At 61.2% G+C, this 16,452-nt stretch carries 15 protein-coding genes; 9 read left to right on the top strand and 6 right to left on the bottom strand.

Annotated elements, in window-relative coordinates; translation table 11 throughout:
* Nucleotides 1–40: 40 nt before the first annotated feature.
* Nucleotides 41–526: a phosphatase domain-containing putative toxin gene (locus tag EOL43_RS12540; protein WP_133489108.1), complete on the bottom strand. Its 486-nt coding sequence runs from the start codon at nucleotides 524–526 to the stop codon at nucleotides 41–43.
* A 108-nt stretch (nucleotides 527–634) separates the two neighbouring features.
* Between EOL43_RS12540 and EOL43_RS12545 the strand changes: the two genes are divergently transcribed.
* The 3 genes from EOL43_RS12545 to recR all read left to right on the top strand — a co-directional run bounded on the left by EOL43_RS12545 (nucleotide 635) and on the right by recR (nucleotide 3,403).
* Nucleotides 635–2,395, top strand: coding sequence for a DNA polymerase III subunit gamma/tau (locus EOL43_RS12545; RefSeq protein ID WP_133489110.1), 1,761 nt, complete (start codon nucleotides 635–637; stop codon nucleotides 2,393–2,395).
* Between the two features lie 66 nt (nucleotides 2,396–2,461).
* Complete coding sequence (locus tag EOL43_RS12550; protein WP_133489112.1) at nucleotides 2,462–2,806, top strand: YbaB/EbfC family nucleoid-associated protein; 345 nt, start codon at nucleotides 2,462–2,464, stop codon at nucleotides 2,804–2,806.
* A complete protein-coding gene (gene recR / locus EOL43_RS12555) occupies nucleotides 2,807–3,403 on the top strand; it encodes a recombination mediator RecR (RefSeq protein WP_133489114.1) in 597 nt (198 codons plus the stop codon). It abuts the gene before it with no gap.
* 7 nt (nucleotides 3,404–3,410) lie between these two features.
* On the opposite strand, the gene EOL43_RS12560 is transcribed toward recR, so the two are convergent.
* The 3 genes from EOL43_RS12560 to argH all read right to left on the bottom strand — a co-directional run bounded on the left by EOL43_RS12560 (nucleotide 3,411) and on the right by argH (nucleotide 8,901).
* Complete coding sequence (locus EOL43_RS12560; protein ID WP_133489116.1) at nucleotides 3,411–6,050, bottom strand: TIGR02302 family protein; 2,640 nt, start codon at nucleotides 6,048–6,050, stop codon at nucleotides 3,411–3,413.
* Nucleotides 5,980–7,245, bottom strand: a complete 1,266-nt coding sequence (gene lysA, locus EOL43_RS12565) for a diaminopimelate decarboxylase (RefSeq protein WP_133489118.1) — start codon at nucleotides 7,243–7,245, stop codon at nucleotides 5,980–5,982. The genes EOL43_RS12560 and lysA overlap by 71 nt, the downstream gene beginning before the upstream one ends.
* A 258-nt stretch (nucleotides 7,246–7,503) precedes the next feature.
* Nucleotides 7,504–8,901 (bottom strand): argininosuccinate lyase, encoded by a 1,398-nt coding sequence (argH, locus tag EOL43_RS12570; RefSeq protein WP_133489120.1) that lies wholly within the window; start codon nucleotides 8,899–8,901, stop codon nucleotides 7,504–7,506.
* A 180-nt stretch (nucleotides 8,902–9,081) separates the two neighbouring features.
* On the opposite strand from argH, the gene EOL43_RS12575 reads away from it, so the two are divergent.
* Nucleotides 9,082–10,284, top strand: a complete 1,203-nt coding sequence (locus EOL43_RS12575) for a lytic murein transglycosylase (protein WP_133489122.1) — start codon at nucleotides 9,082–9,084, stop codon at nucleotides 10,282–10,284.
* On the opposite strand, the gene EOL43_RS12580 is transcribed toward EOL43_RS12575, so the two are convergent.
* Nucleotides 10,281–10,865: a DNA-3-methyladenine glycosylase I gene (locus EOL43_RS12580; protein WP_133489124.1), complete on the bottom strand. Its 585-nt coding sequence runs from the start codon at nucleotides 10,863–10,865 to the stop codon at nucleotides 10,281–10,283. The two genes, EOL43_RS12575 and EOL43_RS12580, sit on opposite strands and share 4 nt — an antisense overlap.
* Nucleotides 10,866–11,001: 136 nt before the next feature.
* Here EOL43_RS12580 and EOL43_RS12585 point away from each other — a divergent pair, with 136 nt between their 5' ends.
* From EOL43_RS12585 to yddG, 5 genes are all read left to right on the top strand, one after another.
* Complete coding sequence (locus EOL43_RS12585) at nucleotides 11,002–11,805, top strand: EAL domain-containing protein (RefSeq protein WP_133489125.1); 804 nt, start codon at nucleotides 11,002–11,004, stop codon at nucleotides 11,803–11,805.
* Between the two features lie 159 nt (nucleotides 11,806–11,964).
* On the top strand, nucleotides 11,965–13,140 hold the full coding sequence (locus tag EOL43_RS12590; protein ID WP_133489127.1) for an acetyl-CoA C-acetyltransferase: 1,176 nt from the start codon (nucleotides 11,965–11,967) through the stop codon (nucleotides 13,138–13,140).
* Nucleotides 13,141–13,323: 183 nt separating this feature from the next.
* The gene (phbB, locus tag EOL43_RS12595; protein ID WP_133489129.1) at nucleotides 13,324–14,046 is read left to right on the top strand and encodes an acetoacetyl-CoA reductase; all 723 of its coding nucleotides are present in this window, start codon (nucleotides 13,324–13,326) and stop codon (nucleotides 14,044–14,046) included.
* A gap of 296 nt (nucleotides 14,047–14,342) precedes the next feature.
* Nucleotides 14,343–15,284 carry a transcriptional regulator GcvA gene (locus EOL43_RS12600; RefSeq protein WP_133489131.1) on the top strand — a complete coding sequence of 314 codons (942 nt, stop codon included), beginning with the start codon at nucleotides 14,343–14,345 and terminating at the stop codon, nucleotides 15,282–15,284.
* Nucleotides 15,281–16,156: an aromatic amino acid exporter YddG gene (gene yddG / locus EOL43_RS12605; protein WP_133489133.1), complete on the top strand. Its 876-nt coding sequence runs from the start codon at nucleotides 15,281–15,283 to the stop codon at nucleotides 16,154–16,156. The genes EOL43_RS12600 and yddG overlap by 4 nt, the downstream gene beginning before the upstream one ends.
* Nucleotides 16,157–16,172: 16 nt before the next feature.
* Here the strand turns inward: yddG and EOL43_RS12610 are convergent, their stop codons facing one another.
* Nucleotides 16,173–16,346: a YdcH family protein gene (locus EOL43_RS12610; protein WP_133489135.1), complete on the bottom strand. Its 174-nt coding sequence runs from the start codon at nucleotides 16,344–16,346 to the stop codon at nucleotides 16,173–16,175.
* Nucleotides 16,347–16,452: the final 106 nt, after the last annotated feature.

Below are 16,452 nucleotides of genomic sequence, written 5' to 3' on the forward strand. Positions count from 1 at the left end.
TTCACATTCCCCCAAGGTATTTAGGACAAGAAAATAAGGGTTAGAGCTGGCTGGCCCAAGCGTACTGTGCGTCGGTTTCGACAGCGCAGGGGCGGGCTGCGCGCAGGCGGGTGAGGGCTGTGGCGGGCTCTTCCCTGGCTTCGCAGAGAATGCGTAGGAGCATCATGCCGGACCGCCCGCAACCGCCTTTGCAATGGGCCAGCACTTTGCCGCCTTGGGCAAGGATGCGGTGGGTGGTGGGGGATATGTCGCTCCAGCTGGCGATGATTTTGGCAGTGGGGGCGCCGAAATCCTGAATGGGCAGGTGGTGCCAGATGACGCCAGCCTGTGTGAGGTCGCGGCCCAGATCGGCACCGCCAAAGCTTTGCATCTCGCGCGTGGTGGTCATGGTCAGCACCATATCAGGTGACCAGTCGAGCAGGGTTTCCAAGTCTTCGCGGTAATCTCCGCTGCGACCGGGGATGGGGCAGATGCCAAGGGTTCCGTTGCCTGCGGGCAGGTGTGCGATGGGGAAAAGTGGTTCCATGCGTTTGGCGTAGCACGCAGAAAGCCATCCGCCAATTGGCTTTCGGTGGACGGCGCGGCTTTGGCCGCATAGTCTGGCCCGGACACGAATCCGGCCCGAAGGCATTCCATGACCGACACGCAATCTGACGCCCCCGCCTATCAGGTTCTGGCGCGTAAATATCGCCCTGAAACCTTTGCCGATCTGGTCGGGCAAGAGGCGATGGTCCGCACGCTGAAAAATGCGTTCGAGGCGGATAGGATTGCGCAAGCCTTTGTGATGACCGGCATTCGCGGGGTCGGTAAGACGACCACGGCGCGGATTATCGCCAAGGGGATGAACTGCATCGGCCCGGATGGGCAGGGTGGCCCGACCGTTGAGCCCTGTGGCGAGTGTGAGCACTGCGTTGCGATTGCCGAAGGGCGGCACGTGGACGTGATGGAGATGGACGCAGCATCGCGCACCGGGGTTGGCGACATTCGTGAAATCATTGAAAGCGTGCATTACCGGGCGGCCTCGGCCCGTTATAAGATCTACATCATCGATGAGGTTCACATGCTGTCGACCAGTGCGTTCAACGCGCTGTTGAAGACGCTGGAAGAGCCACCGGCACATGTGAAGTTCATCTTTGCGACGACCGAGATTCGCAAGGTTCCGGTCACCGTTCTGTCCCGTTGTCAGCGTTTTGACCTGCGTCGGATTGAACCTGAAGACATGCTGGCCATGCTGCGCCGGATTGCCGATGCCGAGGGCGCTGAGATTGCGGATGATGCGCTGGCACTGATCACGCGGGCGGCCGAGGGTTCTGCCCGCGACGCGCAGTCATTGCTGGATCAGGCGATTTCGCACGGGGCGGGGGAAACCACCGCCGATCAGGTGCGCGCGATGCTGGGCTTGGCAGACCGTGGCCGGGTTTTGGACTTGTTTGATATGATCCTGAAGGGTGACGCTGCGGGTGCGTTGACCGAGCTGGGCGCGCAATATGCCGACGGGGCCGACCCGATGGCGGTGCTGCGCGATCTGGCCGAGGTTTCGCACTGGGTCAGCGTTATCAAAATCACGCCGGAAGCGGTCGAGGATCCGACGGTCTCGCCTGACGAGCGCACGCGTGGGCAGCAGATGGCGCAGGCTTTGCCGATGCGCGTGTTGGCGCGAATGTGGCAGATGCTTTTGACCTCGATCGAGGAAGTGGGCCGTGCGCCCAACGCGATGATGGCGGCGGAAATGGCGGTTATTCGTCTGACCCATGTGGCTGATCTACCCTCGCCGGAAGAACTGGTGCGTAAGTTGAAAGACCACCCCACGCCACCCGCAGGGCCGGGTGGTGGCGGTGGAATGCCCGCTGGTGGCGGAGCGCCAATGGGTGCGCCAGCCATGTCGACGCAATCTATGCCCTCGGGACCGGGGGGCGGGGCGACTGCCTTGGCCGTGGCGGCGGATGCCGAAACCTCGCTTGCGCGATATGCGCGGTTCGAGGATGTGGTCGAGTTGATCCGCACCAATCGCGACGTGAAACTGTTGGTTGAGGTCGAGGGCGGCGTGCGTCTGGCATCCTACCAGCCGGGACGGATCGAGTTTACGCCCTCAGACGACGCGCCGCAGGATCTGGCCGCGCGTCTGGCGCAGCGCCTGCATGGCTGGACTGGTGTGCGCTGGGGCGTGACGCTGGTCAATGGCTGCGAGGCGCCGACCATCACCGAAACCCGCGATGGCGAAAAGCTGGCGCTGGAGGAAGAGGCCAAGGCGCATCCCTTGGTGCAGGCCGTGATCGCCGCCTTCCCAAAGGCGCGCATCACCGAAATCCGATCTGCCGAGGATATGGTGCAGGAGGCCGCCGAAGAAGGCCTGGCCGAGGTCGAAGACGAATGGGACCCGTTCGAGGAAGACTAAGCGCGACCTTGTATCACAGGCGCGCCGCCCGTATCTAATCCTCACGTGACATAACAGGAGCATCACATGTTCAAAGGACTGGGCGGTCTCGGCGATATGGCCGGGATGATGAAGAAAGCGCAGGAAATGCAGGCCAAGATGGCCGAGCTGCAAGAGAACCTCGAGACGATGACCGTCGTGGGTGAAAGCGGCGCGGGTCTGGTCAAAGCGACCGCCACGGCCAAAGGTGTGCTGACCGGTCTGGACATCGATCCCACCATTTTCAACCCCGATGAAAAAGAAGTGGTCGAGGATCTGATCCTTGCCGCGATCAAGGATGCTCAGGCCAAGGCGGCGCAGCGTTCGGAAAGCGAAATGTCGCGTCTGACGGAAGAGCTGGGCCTGCCCAAAGACATGAACCTGCCGTTCTAAATGTCAGAAGCACCGCGCGATATCGAGAACCTGATCGAGCTGATGGCGAAGCTGCCGGGGCTCGGTCCGCGTTCTGCCCGTCGGGCGGTGCTTTACCTGATCCGCAAACGTGCGCTGGTGCTGACGCCCTTGGCGGATGCGATGCAGGCGGTGGCGGAAACCGCGCGGGAATGCGTGACCTGCGGCAATGTCTCGACCTCGGATCGCTGCGACATCTGCGTGTCTGAAAAGCGTGCCACCGGCGAGATTTGCGTGGTCGAGGATGTGGCCGACCTGTGGGCGATGGAGCGCGCAGGTCTGTTCAAGGGCCGATATCACGTGCTGGGCGGAACGTTGTCAGCGCTGGATGCCGTCGGCCCCGAGGATCTGGGCATTCCGCGTCTGGTGCAACGTGTTGTTGATGACAACATCAGCGAGGTCATCTTGGCCCTGAACGCCACCGTCGATGGTCAGACCACTGCGCATTATATTGCTGACGAGCTTGAGGGCTGCTGTCTGGTCTCGTCGCTGGCCCAAGGTGTGCCCATCGGGGGCGAGCTGGATTATCTGGACGAGGGTACGATCTCGGCCGCGTTGTCTGCACGCAAGCGGATGTAACTGCGGCTTAGAACTGATCCAGCAGACGTTCCAAATAATCGCGTTCCAATTGCGGGCGGTCTGACTCGCCCGAGCGTTTGCGCAATTCCTGCATCAACTCTTCGGCCCGGCGATAGATTTCGTCCGTGTCGCCCAAAGGACTGTCGGTCGAGGTCGCGCCGCCGCGTCCTGATGCGCTACGTCCTAGCGGATCCTGATCAGAGGCCTGATTACTTTCGCCCGGGTTTTCACCCTGCTGACCGTTTTCGCGCGCCTGTTGATTGGCCATCGCCTGATCAAACTGGCGCAGACCCTCGCGCATCGCTTCCATTGCGTCGGCTTGTTGGTTCAGCGCCTCGGGGATGTCGCCTTGTTCCAGCGCATCGGCGGCCTGCCCCATCGCGCGGCCCGCTTCGTCCAGCGCGTCACGGGCGGCTTGTCCTGCGGGATCACCCGCGCCGGGCAGGTTGCGTCTTTGGGCGTCTAGCTGGTCTTGAAGGGCACGCTGCCGATCCGCAAGGCTGGTGCCGGGATCGCCGCCACGGCCTTGGCTGTCTTGACCTTCCTGCGCGCCGCCCTGTCCATCCTGACCCTGCTCGCCGCCCGAACCCTCGTGGCTTTGCCCGCGTCCCTGACCACCGTCTCGCCCTTCGTTTTCCTGATTCTCACCGGCCTGAGACCCTTGCCCCTGTTCCTGAAGGTCGCGGAAGGCCCGGTCCGACAGGCCCTGCTGCTGGCGCATGGTCTCGCGCAGCTCGTCGCGCGCGGCTTCGCCGGGGCGCTGACTTTCGCCGCCGCGCTGGGCCTGCATGTTCTCCATCATCCGGCGCATCTGATCGAGCAGCTCCATCGCTTCCTCGGTACGGCCTTCGCGCATCAGCTCTTCGATCCGGTCCATCATCGCGTCCAGGTCGGATTGGCTGAGTTCGATCGCATTATCAGGCTGCGGCGCGTTGGGGTCGCCTTCGGGGGCTTGCTGCGCCAGTTGATCCATATAATCCCGCATCGCGTCGCGGTATTCGTCCATCAGCTCGGCCAGTTCTTCGGGCGTGGCGCCGTCGCGCATGGCTTGTTCCAGACGCCGCTGCGCCTCTTCCATGCGGGCGCGGGCGTCGTCCAGCTGACCGTCTTCCAGCTCGACCGCTACATCCCACAGGACCTGCGCCACCTCGTCCCGCAGGTCGCCGGGGACACCGCCTGCCACATCGGAAAAGGCCAGCCCCGCCTCGAGCCGCCGGATCGCGCCGCGCAGTTGCAGATAAATGCCTTCAGGCAGGGACAGGTCTTCGGGGTGGAACAGCGTCGCACGCAGTACTTGCGAGACGCGTCGAGCGTTGGCGCGGTTCCACATAAGGTCGCGGCGCTGTTCGATCAGCGCCTTGGCCATCGGATTCAGAAAGCGGCGGGCGGGCAGAATCATCGGGTAGGGCTGGCTGTCACCCTCCTGATCCGCCCCGTCCTGTGCGACAAAGGTGAGCGTCACGGGAAGGCCTGCGAAGGGATGTTCGACCAGATTTTCCTGAAGCGTGCCTTCGATCAATTTGCGCGCCCCGCGATAGGGCAGGGGCAGGTCGACAGCGACCTCAGGCCGGGGTTCCGGGTCGATGGACAGCCCATGCGCGCGTGTGACATCGTCCAGCGACAGGGTGATGATGACGGCGCCCCCGGTGATGCCATAGTCATCGGTGGCCACGAAATTGAGCGTGAAATCCCCGTTCAATTGCCGGGTCAGCGGTCCGCTTGGGCGGATGGTCGGGGGCGTATCCTGTAGCGCAGTCAGCGTCCAACTGCGCGCCGTTGGGCCATCGATGGACAACGTACCGCTGCGGGTGATCCGTTGGCTGAGGCTCGAGGCCGCGCCCGCTTCACTGTCCAGAACTGATCCGGTGAAAGCCAAGGCCAGAGGGTCGCCATAGCGGCGCAGGGTCAGACGGCTGTCCTTCGGGATGGTCAACGCGCCATCGGGTTGGTCATCAAGATAGAGGCTGGGTTGCCCGGTATAGGATGGCGGCTCGATCCAACCTTCCCAACTGGCGGCAACCTGCGCCGCCGCGCCTTGTGTGCCTGTGGGCGTTGTGCTGTTCCACGGGCCGAACCCAATCGCCATGACCGCCCCGGTCGCCGCAATCAGCCGCAACGCATAGGGGTCTTTTCCCGCCACTCGCAGATCGGGCGGGGCCGCCTGCACCTCGTCCAGACGTGCCAGCATTCGATCCTGATGCGCCTGCCACAACTGGGCCGAGGCCGCGTCGCCTACACCGGTCGCCTGATCATCTTGAACTGCAGCAATCGGGTGGCCGGTCAGGTTGTCATCCAAACGCCGGAGCGCATGGCCTGACGTTGGCCAGACAAAGCGGCGCGTGGCGCGGATAAGGAAGATCAGCGCGGCGAGGACAAGCACCATAGGCACCGCCCAGCCCCGCAACCCACCGAAGCCTGCCAACGCAATCGTGACCAAGATGACACTCGCCAAAGGCCATCCGACCTGCCAGAGCCGTTCCAAAACCATCCCGCCCCTTGTCAACGCCAAGGGCCAACGAAGGCGCTTTTGCACCTTCTGGGACAGGTCGGGCCGGGTCACCGGACCCGTGGGAACATCACAGCCATTCTGGAATGGTATCGCGTCCCAGCATTTCTTCATAGGTGGGACGTGCGCGGATGACGGCATATTGATCGTCCATCACCAGCACTTCGGGGATCAAGGGGCGCGAGTTGTACTCGGACGCCATCACCGCACCATATGCGCCTGCCGAGCGGAAGGCGATCAAATCGTCAGGCTTCAGACTGTCCAGATCACGGCCTTTGGCGAAGGTGTCGCCGGTTTCGCAAATCGGACCGACAATGTCATAGCGCGACTTGTCCTCGCCGGGGGCGGCCTCCACCACGGGGATGATGTCGTGATGCGCCTCATACATGGCGGGACGTACAAGATCGTTCATCGCAGCGTCCACGATCAGGAAATCTTGCCCTTCGCCCTCTTTCACATAGATGACGGATGTGACCATGATCCCGGCATTGCCCGAGACCAGACGCCCCGGCTCGATCTCGATCTCGCACCCCAGATGCCCCACGGTTTCCTTCACCATCTGTCCGTATTCGATCGGCAGAGGCGGTGCCTCGTTCGAGCGTTCATAGGGAATGCCCAGACCGCCGCCCAGATCCAGACGCGTGATGTCGTGGCCGTCGGTACGCAGCGCCTCGGTCAGTTCGGCCACTTTCTGATAGGCCTGACGGAACGGTTCCAACTCGGTCAGCTGCGAGCCGATATGCACGTCGATGCCCACAGCCTTCAGGCCGGGCAGCGATGCAATCTCGGCATACACCTCGCGCGCGCGGGCAATTGGGATGCCAAACTTGTTCTCCGATTTCCCGGTCGAGATCTTGGCGTGGGTCTTCGCGTCCACATCCGGGTTCACGCGCACGGTGACGGGGGCGACGACGCCCATTTCACTGGCCACTTCGGACAGCACGCGCATTTCCGGTTCGCTTTCCAGATTGAACTGGCGGATGCCGTTCGTCAGCGCCAGACGCATTTCATCGCGGGTTTTGCCAACGCCCGAGAACACGATCCGGTCCCCCGGCACACCCGCTGCAATCGCACGGCGGTATTCCCCGCCCGAGACGACATCCATCCCCGCGCCCATCTCGCCCAGCAGCTTCAACACAGCCAGGTTCGAGTTCGATTTCACGGCGAAGCAGACCAGATGATCGGCCCAGTCTAGCGCTTCATTGAACAGTCCGATGTGACGTTTCAACGTGGCCGCGGAATAGACATAGAAGGGCGTGCCAACTTCGGCAGCGATCTCTTCAATCGATACGTCTTCGGCGTGCAACACGCCATCGCGATAAAGGAAATGGTCCATCTTGGGCCTCGTCTGTCTGCGCTTCCTGACTGCCCTAGCGGAACTGCGCCTGCCGCTCAACCCTCCGGGGCTTCTCTTTTTCTTGCTATAAATATCCCGGAGCGCGAGGCAGAGCCTCGCATAAGCAAACGCCGGCCACGTGGACCGGCGTTTGAAGCTACTCTGCTTGGGTATCCTCGGGCGATCCCGGGCGGATGGGCTCGCCATCCGCGCCGCAGGCCGCCAGCCCCAAAAGGGCGGTGATCAGAAGCGCGCGGATCATGCCAGAACCTCTTTCCAGCGTGCGATCTGCTTGCGCACTTCCGACGGCGCGGTGCCGCCATAGCTGGTGCGCGACGCGACCGAGTTGTGGACACCCAGAACGCCAAAGACTTCTTCGGTGATCTGCGCGTTGACCGACTGCATGTCTTCCAGCGACAGGTCGGGCAGGTCGCAGCCGCGATCCTCGGCCATCGCCACCAGTGAACCCGTCACGTGGTGGGCATCGCGGAACGGCATGTTCAGCGCGCGCACGCACCAGTCGGCCAGATCGGTCGCGGTCGAGAACCCGGACGAGGCCGCAGCCTCAAGGCTTTCGGTGTTGGCGGTCATGTCCGAGACCATCCCGGTCATCGCGGCGAGCGCCAGCATCAGGTTGTCGGCGGCGTCGAAAACCTGCTCTTTGTCTTCCTGCATGTCCTTGGAATAGGCCAGCGGCAGCCCCTTCATCACGGTCATAAGCCCGATGTTGGCGCCCATGATGCGGCCAATTTTGGCGCGGATCAGTTCGGCGGCGTCGGGGTTGCGTTTCTGCGGCATGATCGACGAGCCGGTCGACCATTTGTCCGACATGCGCACAAAGCGGAACTGGGCCGAGGACCAGATCACCAGCTCTTCAGCGAAGCGCGACAGGTGCATGGCGCAGATGGTGGCCGAGGACAGGAACTCCAGCGCGAAATCACGATCCGCCACAGCGTCCAGCGAGTTCGCGGTTGGGCGGTCAAAGCCAAGCGCCTCGGCCGTCATGTGGCGGTTGATGGGGAAGGACGTGCCAGCAAGTGCGGCAGATCCCAGCGGGCTTTCGTTCATCCGCGCACGCGCGTCACGGAAGCGGGACATGTCGCGGCCGAACATTTCGACATAGGCCATCATGTGGTGGCCCCATGTCACAGGCTGTGCGGTTTGCAGGTGCGTGAAGCCGGGCATGACCCAGTCGGCACCCGCTTCGGCCTGACCCAAAAGCGCGCGGATCAGGGCTTCGAGCCCATCAATCGCGGCGTCCATCTGGTCGCGGACCCAGAGTTTGAAATCGGTGGCCACTTGGTCGTTGCGCGAGCGTGCGGTGTGTAGGCGACCCGCCGGTTCGCCGACGATTTCTTTCAGGCGTGCTTCCACATTCATGTGGATGTCTTCCAGCGCGGTCGAGAAGGCGAAATTGCCCGCCTCGATCTCGGCCAGCACGGTCAGCAGGCCCTCGCGGATGACTTTGGCGTCGTCTTCGGTGATCACGCCGGTCGCGGCCAGCATCGCGGCGTGTGCGCGCGAACCTTCGATGTCCTGTCGCGCCATGCGCTGGTCATAGCCGATCGAGGCGTTGATCGCCTCCATGATCGCGTCGGGCCCTGCCGAGAACCGGCCGCCCCACATTTCATTCGCGGATTTCGTGTCGTCGCTCATGATCTGCCTTTCAGGACATATTTCTGCTGACTGCATGCTATACGCGGCAAGGCGGGTAGGTGCAATTGCTGTAGCTCTGCTTGTTCATGGCACGCTTTTGCCGATCGGGCCGGATTGCCTTTGTGTCGTCATGGTCTGTCCCTAAAGTGGCCGGACACGCTGCTGCCAACAGGATCCCCTATGACCCGACATTCCCCGTCTCTGAGTCGCCGAATGGCGATGGCCACGCTGAGCGCTGCGGCAGTGATGCCGGGGCGCGTGCTGGCTGATAGCGGGTTTGCGGGGTGGCTATCGGGGTTTTCATCCCACGCACGTTCGGCGGGGGTCAGTGACACGGCGCTGAAGGCGCTTGGACGGGCGGAGTACCTGCCCTCGGTCATCAAGTCGGACCGCCGACCGGCGGAAACCGCGCGCAGCTTACAGGACTATATTTCGTCGGCGGCCTCGCCCCAGCGGATCAAGGGCGGGCAGAGGGCACTGTCGCGCTATCCGACGCTTCTGAAGAAGATCGAGCGGAAATATGGTGTCCCGAAAGAGGTCATCGTCGCGATCTGGGGTATGGAAAGCAGCTTTGGCGCGGTGCGCGGATCGGCCTCGGTCCTGTCGACGCTGGCCACGCTGGCTTATGAAGGCCGCCGTCGCGATCTTTTCGAGGCCGAGCTGCTGGCCGCCCTGCAAATCCTGACTGCTGGCGATGTTTCAGCGTCTCGAATGAAAGGGTCCTACGCAGGGGCGATGGGGCACACACAATTCATGCCCAGCTCGTATCTGGCCCATGCCGAGGACTTCAATCGCGACGGCGCGCGCGATATCTGGTCGGATGATCCGACGGATGCGCTGGCGTCAACGGCGGCTTATCTGCGCGCCAAGGGGTGGGTGAAAGGCCAGCCCTGGGCGATCGAGGTCCGCTTGCCCAAAGGGTTTGATCTGGCCCTGACCGGGCGGATCTACCCACGTCGCCTGCGCGATTGGGGGAAGTTGGGTGTGACGAATGTCGCTGGGCATCCGCTGACCGGTGCCGCGAGCGGCGCACTGATTCTGCCAGCTGGCCCGACGGGTCCCGTCTTTATGATCTTCCAGAATTTCCACGTTCTGAAGACCTATAACTATGCCGACAGCTATGTGATCGGTGTCGGTCACCTGTCCGACCGTCTGGCGGGGGGCGGTGCGATCCGGGCCAGCTATCCCAAGAAGCCTTGGGGGATGAGTACCGCCGAACGTCAGGCGCTACAGAACCGTCTGAACGATCTGGGGTTTCAAGCCGGGCGCCCTGATGGTGTGATCGGCGAGAAAGGTCGCGCAGCCATCCGCGCCTATGAAGCGTCGCGCGGCATGCCCGTGACCGGCGTGCCCAGTACCCAGCTTTTGGCGAGTCTCAGCTAGACCTGATCGTGCCGATGGCAGCTGACCAGATGGTTGTTGAACAGCCCGCAGGCCTCCATCCATGCATATACAATTGTCGGACCACAGAACTTGAACCCGGCTTTCTTCAGGTCTTTCGAGATCTGTGTCGACAGCGGGGATGAGGTCGGCACCTCGTCCAGCGTCTTGTAACGCCCGTTCAGCGGTTTTCCGTCCACATAGCCCCACATCATATCCCGAAACGCATCCGCGCCACCCAGATCCAGATAGGCCTGCGCGTTTGTGATGGTCGCTGCGATCTTGCCGCGATGCCGGATGATGCCTTTGTCCTGTAAAAGACGCTCGATCTCGGGTTCGCCCCACGTGGCGATGCGCTCGGGATCGAACCCTTCAAACGCCGTGCGAAAATTATCTCGCTTTTTAAGGATCGTGATCCAGCTGAGCCCGGCCTGAAAGCCATCAAGGATTAATTTTTCCCAAAGCGCGCGTCCGTCCCATTCCGGCACGCCCCACTCAAGGTCATGATATTCCTGATAAATCGGCTCGCTCCCACACCAAGAACAGCGGATCAAGTCAGTGGTTTGCGCGTGGGAGTCGGTCATGTTCTCGGATCCATTACACTTTTAGACAAACTATCTGATTTACGTCTCGTTAGCACTGAATTGCCACTTATGGTCGTACGGCAGCACAGGTGACACCATGTTCAACTTCGGAAGTAAGACATCCCCGGACACGCAGATGCAAGACCCTGTGGATGGGCCGGTGGGCGATCCGCTCAGCTCGGCCATCGGGATGCGGGACAAGGACGCAATCAACCTTGTGCGCGAGGCCTTGCGCAAAAAACGCGTCCGGCTGGCCTTTCAGCCCGTCGTGCAATCGACCAAGCCAGATCGCCGTGCGTTTTTCGAAGGGCTGATCCGCGTTCTGGACCCAAACGGGCGGGTGATTCCCGCAAAGGACTTCATCGACTCGGTCGAAGATAAAGAGATGGGACGCAAACTGGATGCGCTTGCGCTGGAAAAAGGGTTGGAGGCGCTGCAGGCTGAACCAAGCTTGCGTTTGTCTATTAACATGTCCGCGCGGTCGATCGGGTATCCGGGCTGGAAGAAGGTGTTGGAGCGTGGACTGGAAGACGACCCGCATCTGGGTGAACGTCTGATCCTTGAGATCACCGAACGCACTGCAATCACAATGCCCGAACTTGTCCGCGTCTTCATGGCCGAGATGCAGGGGCATGGCATCAGCTTTGCGCTGGATGACTTTGGGGCAGGCTATACCTCGTTCAAATACCTCAAGGATTTCTATTTCGACATCATCAAGATTGATGGCGAGTTCATCCGCGGGATCCACAGCGACCCGGACAATCAGATCCTCACTCAGGCGATGGTCTCGGTCGCGCGGCATTTTGATATGTTCACCGTGGCCGAAAGCGTCGAAACGGCCGAAGATGCGGCCTTTCTGACCCAGATCGGCGTGGACTGCATGCAAGGGTATTATTTCGGCGTGCCGACCTTGGATCCCTATTGGCGCAACGCGGCCTAGATGGGCGTGATAACGCTACCACGTTCACGCCGCTTGATTTTCTCTGCAATGCAGCACAGGATGCGCTCAGCAATGATCGTGCATGACGGCGTGTGTTTTGGAAATTTCTGAAATGCGCGGCGGCTTTTTGATCGTAAGTCTGGAGGAAAAGGAAGCATCATGACCAATGTCGTAATCGTATCGGCCGCGCGCACCGCCGTGGGCAGTTTCTCGGGTTCGTTCGCGAATACGCCCGCCCATGACCTCGGCGCAGCCGTTCTGGCCGAGATCGTCGCCCGCGCAGGGATTGACCCGTCCGAGGTCAGCGAGACCATTCTGGGTCAGGTGCTTCAGGCCGGTCAGGGTCAGAACCCGGCACGTCAGGCGCACATCAACGCTGGTTTCGCGAAAGAGGCATCGGCTTGGGGCATCAACCAGGTCTGTGGTTCGGGTCTGCGCACCGTTGCGCTGGGCGCGCAGCATGTACAGCTGGGCGACGCTGCCATCGTGGCCGCAGGTGGCCAAGAGAACATGACCCTCAGCCCCCACGTCGCGCATCTGCGCGCCGGGCACAAAATGGGCGACATGAAATTCATCGACTGCATGATCAAAGATGGTCTGTGGGATGCGTTCAACGGCTACCACATGGGCCAGACCGCTGAGAACGTGGCCCAGCAGTGGCAGATTACCCGCGAAATGCAGGACGAGTTCGCCGTTGCCTCGCAAAACAAGGCGGAAGCTGCTCAGAAAGCCGGCAAATTCGCTGACGAGATCGTGCCCTTCACCGTGAAAACCCGCAAGGGCGACATCATTGTGGACCAAGACGAATACATCCGTCACGGCGCCACCATCGAAGCCATGCAAAAACTGCGTCCGGCCTTCACCAAAGACGGTTCGGTCACCGCTGCAAACGCATCGGGCATCAACGACGGTGCCGCTGCGGTTCTGCTGATGTCGGCAGATGAGGCCGAGAAGCGTGGTCTGGAGCCGCTGGCACGTATTGCGTCTTACGCAACTGCCGGTCTGGACCCGTCGATCATGGGCGTTGGCCCGATCCACGCGTCGGGCAAGGCGCTGGATAAGGCGGGCTGGAAAGCTCAGGATCTGGATCTGGTTGAAGCCAACGAAGCCTTCGCCGCACAGGCCTGTGCTGTGAACAAAGACATGGATTGGAACCCAGACGTGGTGAACGTAAACGGCGGCGCCATCGCCATCGGTCACCCGATCGGCGCCTCGGGCTGCCGTATCCTGAACACGCTGCTGTTCGAAATGAAGCGCCGCGACGCCAAGAAGGGTCTGGCGACCCTCTGCATCGGTGGCGGCATGGGCGTGGCCATGTGCCTCGAGCGTCCGTAAGGTCGACATGAACGATAGAAAAGGCGCCTTCGGGCGCCTTTTTTGTTAAATGTTTTGTCGCGCTCTTGTCGCAACCGCAAAATAAACTCTGCATTGCGGCAAAATGTTTGCGCAATAATATTGCGCAAGTTAAATTGAAAATGTAACAGAGTTTCAGGCTCAAGATTCGAAGTGGAGATAAACATGGCCCGAGTTGCACTTGTCACCGGTGGTTCGCGCGGTATTGGCGCATCAATTTCAAAAGCGCTGAAAGCTGAAGGATACGAGGTCGCCGCGACCTTTGCTGGCAACGAAGAGAAAGCTGCCGCCTTCACTGCCGAGACCGGCATCAAGACGTACAAGTGGAACGTTGGCAGCTATGAAGAAAGCGCCGCCGGTATCGCTCAGGTCGAAGCTGACCTTGGCCCGATCGACGTGGTTGTTGCCAACGCTGGCATCACCCGCGACGCACCGTTCCACAAGATGACCCCGCAGCAGTGGCAGGAAGTCATCGACACCAACCTGACCGGCGTGTTCAACACTGTTCACCCGATCTGGCCCGGCATGCGCGAGCGCAAGTTCGGCCGCATCATCGTGATCAGCTCGATCAACGGCCAGAAAGGTCAGTTCGCTCAGGTGAACTATGCTGCGACCAAGGCAGGCGATCTGGGTATCGTTAAGTCGCTGGCCCAAGAAGGCGCACGCGCAGGCATCACCGCCAACGCCATCTGCCCCGGCTACATCGCGACCGAAATGGTTATGGCAATCCCGGAAAAAGTACGCGACTCGATCGTTGCGGGCATCCCGGCAGGCCGTCTGGGTGAACCGGAAGAAATCGCGCGCTGCGTGACCTTCCTGGCATCGGACGACGCTGGCTTCATCAACGGCTCGACCATCTCGGCCAACGGTGCGCAGTTCTTCGTTTAATTACGCAGGACAATCACAATTCAGGGGCTGGCCTGTTTGGCCGGCCCTTTTTGTTGGCAACTGAGGCGTCAGCGACGCTAGACGCGCCGACATCCAGCGGCCAATATTCCGAAAGACCAAGGCGCGCTCTGCATGTGCGCGCTTATAGGCGGCATGAAGCTCGATCTGGTTTGTCGCGGTCTCCAACATGGTCCTGGTCCTCTTAAGTCATCTTTGAGTGATCCTAATATGGGGCGTTGAAATGCTGGCGACAAACGAGACTTTCAAAGGCTTCAGATAAGTGATACTTAACTGAAATGAGTGACCGTCTGCCCCCCTTAACCGCCCTGCGCGCCTTTGATGCCGCCGCCCGCCATATGTCGTTTCAGAAAGCAGCAGCCGAACTGAATGTGACACCTGCGGCTCTGTCCTTTCAGATCAAATCGCTTGAGGAGCATTTTGGCGCGCCGCTGTTTCACCGTCTGAACCGCGCAGTCGAGCTGACCGAGGCAGGCCGTCTTCTGGCGCCCGGCGCGGCGGATGGGTTTGAAATGCTGACCAGCGCTTGGCGGAATGCGCGGCGAAGCTTGGACAGCAATACGCTGACTGTGACGGCGGGGCCGGCGTTTACGTCGAAATGGCTTGCGCCTCGGCTGTATGACTTCGCCCACGATCATCCCGAGATCGAGCTGCGCTTTGCTGCGGGTTTGAAGTTTGTGGACCTGAACCGAGACGAAGTCGACGTCGCCATCCGGTTTGGCTACGGCCCCGACGACGGGCTGTATTCTCATCCGCTGGCGAACGAATGGCTGACCCCAGTGATGTTGCCCGCGTTGGCCGAGAGATATCCAGAGCCGAGAGACCTGTTGTCGGCGCCTCTGATCCACAACACATCAGATGATTTCTTGAACCCACCCTGTGACTGGCCCGCGTGGTTACGCGCGGCTGGCGTTCATGGGACGCCCCGGATCACGTCGGTGTTTTCCCAACCCGACCACGCGCTGGATGCGGCGATGGCAGGGGTGGGTGTGGTGTTAGGTCGGCGCGCCTTTGTGGTCAAATATCTGGCCGAGGGGCGCCTGGTCGCACCCTATGGATTGGCGTTGTCGACCAAGGCGCGATTTAGGTTCCTGTGCCGTCTGGGGCAGGAAAACCGACCAGCGATTGCCGCGTTCCGCGATTGGGTGCTTGCCGAGATCGCAAAAAACACGCATGTGACGGACGGTTTGAAAATTGTTTCGGTCGAGGATTTGGCGTGACGCGGAAAACTGCCACCTTCATCGGGTTCACCGCTGTGCTGCTGTGGTCGCTTTTGGCGCTGTTCACCGTGGGCACAGCTCCGGTGCCGCCGTTCCAGCTGGCGGCGATGACCTTCCTGGTCGGCGGAACGTTGGGCGTGATCTGGATCGCTACGACCGAGGGGTTGGGCGTATTGCGCACGGTCAGCTGGCGGGTCTATGCGTTCGGGACGCTGGGGCTGTTTGGCTATCACGCGCTGTATTTCTCGGCCCTGCGCATGGCACCCGCGGCCGAAGCCGGATTGATCGCCTATCTGTGGCCTCTCTTCATCGTGTTGTTTTCCGGGCTGCTGCCCGGCGAAAGCTTGCGCCCAATGCATGTGATCGGCGCGTTGGTGTCCTTTGCCGGTGCGGCCTTGATCGTGCTGGGCGGTGCCACCGGCTTTGACGCAGCCGCGCTGCCGGGGTTTGTGCTGGCCTTCCTCTGCGCGCTGACATGGTCGGGCTATTCGGTTCTGTCGCGCCGGCTTGGGAATACGCCCACGGCTTCGGTCGTGGTGTTCTGTCTGGCCACCGCCATCCTGTCCACCGGTGCGCATTTCTTGTGGGAGGACACGATCTGGCCCAGCGGAACACTTGGCTGGGCGTCCGTCGCGGGGCTTGGGTTAGGGCCAGTCGGACTGGCCTTCTATGTCTGGGATGTGGGGGTCAAACGCGGAGACATTCAACTTCTAGGCGTCGCAAGCTATGGCGCGCCTTTGCTGTCTACGCTTGTGTTGATTTTGGCGGGAGTCGCGCAGCCTCACCCATCTCTGCTGATCGCGGGGGTGTTGATCACTGCGGGTGCTCTGATGGCGGCACGGGCCAGTGCTGGTTCGTCTGAACAGAACTGACCCGGGCCTAAAACCGTCAGGCCGTAGCCGTCGTCAGTCGTTCAATTTCTTCCTTGAGCTGGAGCTTTTGCTTTTTTAGTTCGGTAATCTCGGCATCTGTACTGCCGGGCGCGCGCTGGATCTCTTCGACTTTTTCCGAGAGGACCTCGTGTTTCCTGCGCAGCTCTTCAAGATGCGAACTCATGCTCATGGCGATCCTCCTGTTGATTTATAGAACGTACCGAGTGCAACACATAATTTCCGGCTTGTCACGGAATCGTTGCAAATCTTTCGCGGATAATTGTCGCACCGCAGAT

The organism is Aliiroseovarius marinus, assembly GCF_004360145.1.
GTDB lineage: Bacteria > Pseudomonadota > Alphaproteobacteria > Rhodobacterales > Rhodobacteraceae > Aliiroseovarius > Aliiroseovarius marinus.

Bases quoted from the DNA above. Each gene is read 5' to 3' on its own strand.
- EOL43_RS12540 (WP_133489108.1), bottom strand. From the start codon at position 526: ATGGAACCACTTTTCCCCATCGCACACCTGCCCGCAGGCAACGGAACC.
- EOL43_RS12545 (WP_133489110.1), top strand. From the start codon at position 635: ATGACCGACACGCAATCTGACGCCCCCGCCTATCAGGTTCTGGCGCGT.
- EOL43_RS12550 (WP_133489112.1), top strand. From the start codon at position 2,462: ATGTTCAAAGGACTGGGCGGTCTCGGCGATATGGCCGGGATGATGAAG.
- recR (WP_133489114.1), top strand. From the start codon at position 2,807: ATGTCAGAAGCACCGCGCGATATCGAGAACCTGATCGAGCTGATGGCG.
- EOL43_RS12560 (WP_133489116.1), bottom strand. From the start codon at position 6,050: ATGCCGTCATCCGCGCACGTCCCACCTATGAAGAAATGCTGGGACGCG.
- lysA (WP_133489118.1), bottom strand. From the start codon at position 7,245: ATGGACCATTTCCTTTATCGCGATGGCGTGTTGCACGCCGAAGACGTA.
- argH (WP_133489120.1), bottom strand. From the start codon at position 8,901: ATGAGCGACGACACGAAATCCGCGAATGAAATGTGGGGCGGCCGGTTC.
- EOL43_RS12575 (WP_133489122.1), top strand. From the start codon at position 9,082: ATGACCCGACATTCCCCGTCTCTGAGTCGCCGAATGGCGATGGCCACG.
- EOL43_RS12580 (WP_133489124.1), bottom strand. From the start codon at position 10,865: ATGACCGACTCCCACGCGCAAACCACTGACTTGATCCGCTGTTCTTGG.
- EOL43_RS12585 (WP_133489125.1), top strand. From the start codon at position 11,002: ATGCAAGACCCTGTGGATGGGCCGGTGGGCGATCCGCTCAGCTCGGCC.
- EOL43_RS12590 (WP_133489127.1), top strand. From the start codon at position 11,965: ATGACCAATGTCGTAATCGTATCGGCCGCGCGCACCGCCGTGGGCAGT.
- phbB (WP_133489129.1), top strand. From the start codon at position 13,324: ATGGCCCGAGTTGCACTTGTCACCGGTGGTTCGCGCGGTATTGGCGCA.
- EOL43_RS12600 (WP_133489131.1), top strand. From the start codon at position 14,343: ATGAGTGACCGTCTGCCCCCCTTAACCGCCCTGCGCGCCTTTGATGCC.
- EOL43_RS12610 (WP_133489135.1), bottom strand. From the start codon at position 16,346: ATGAGCATGAGTTCGCATCTTGAAGAGCTGCGCAGGAAACACGAGGTC.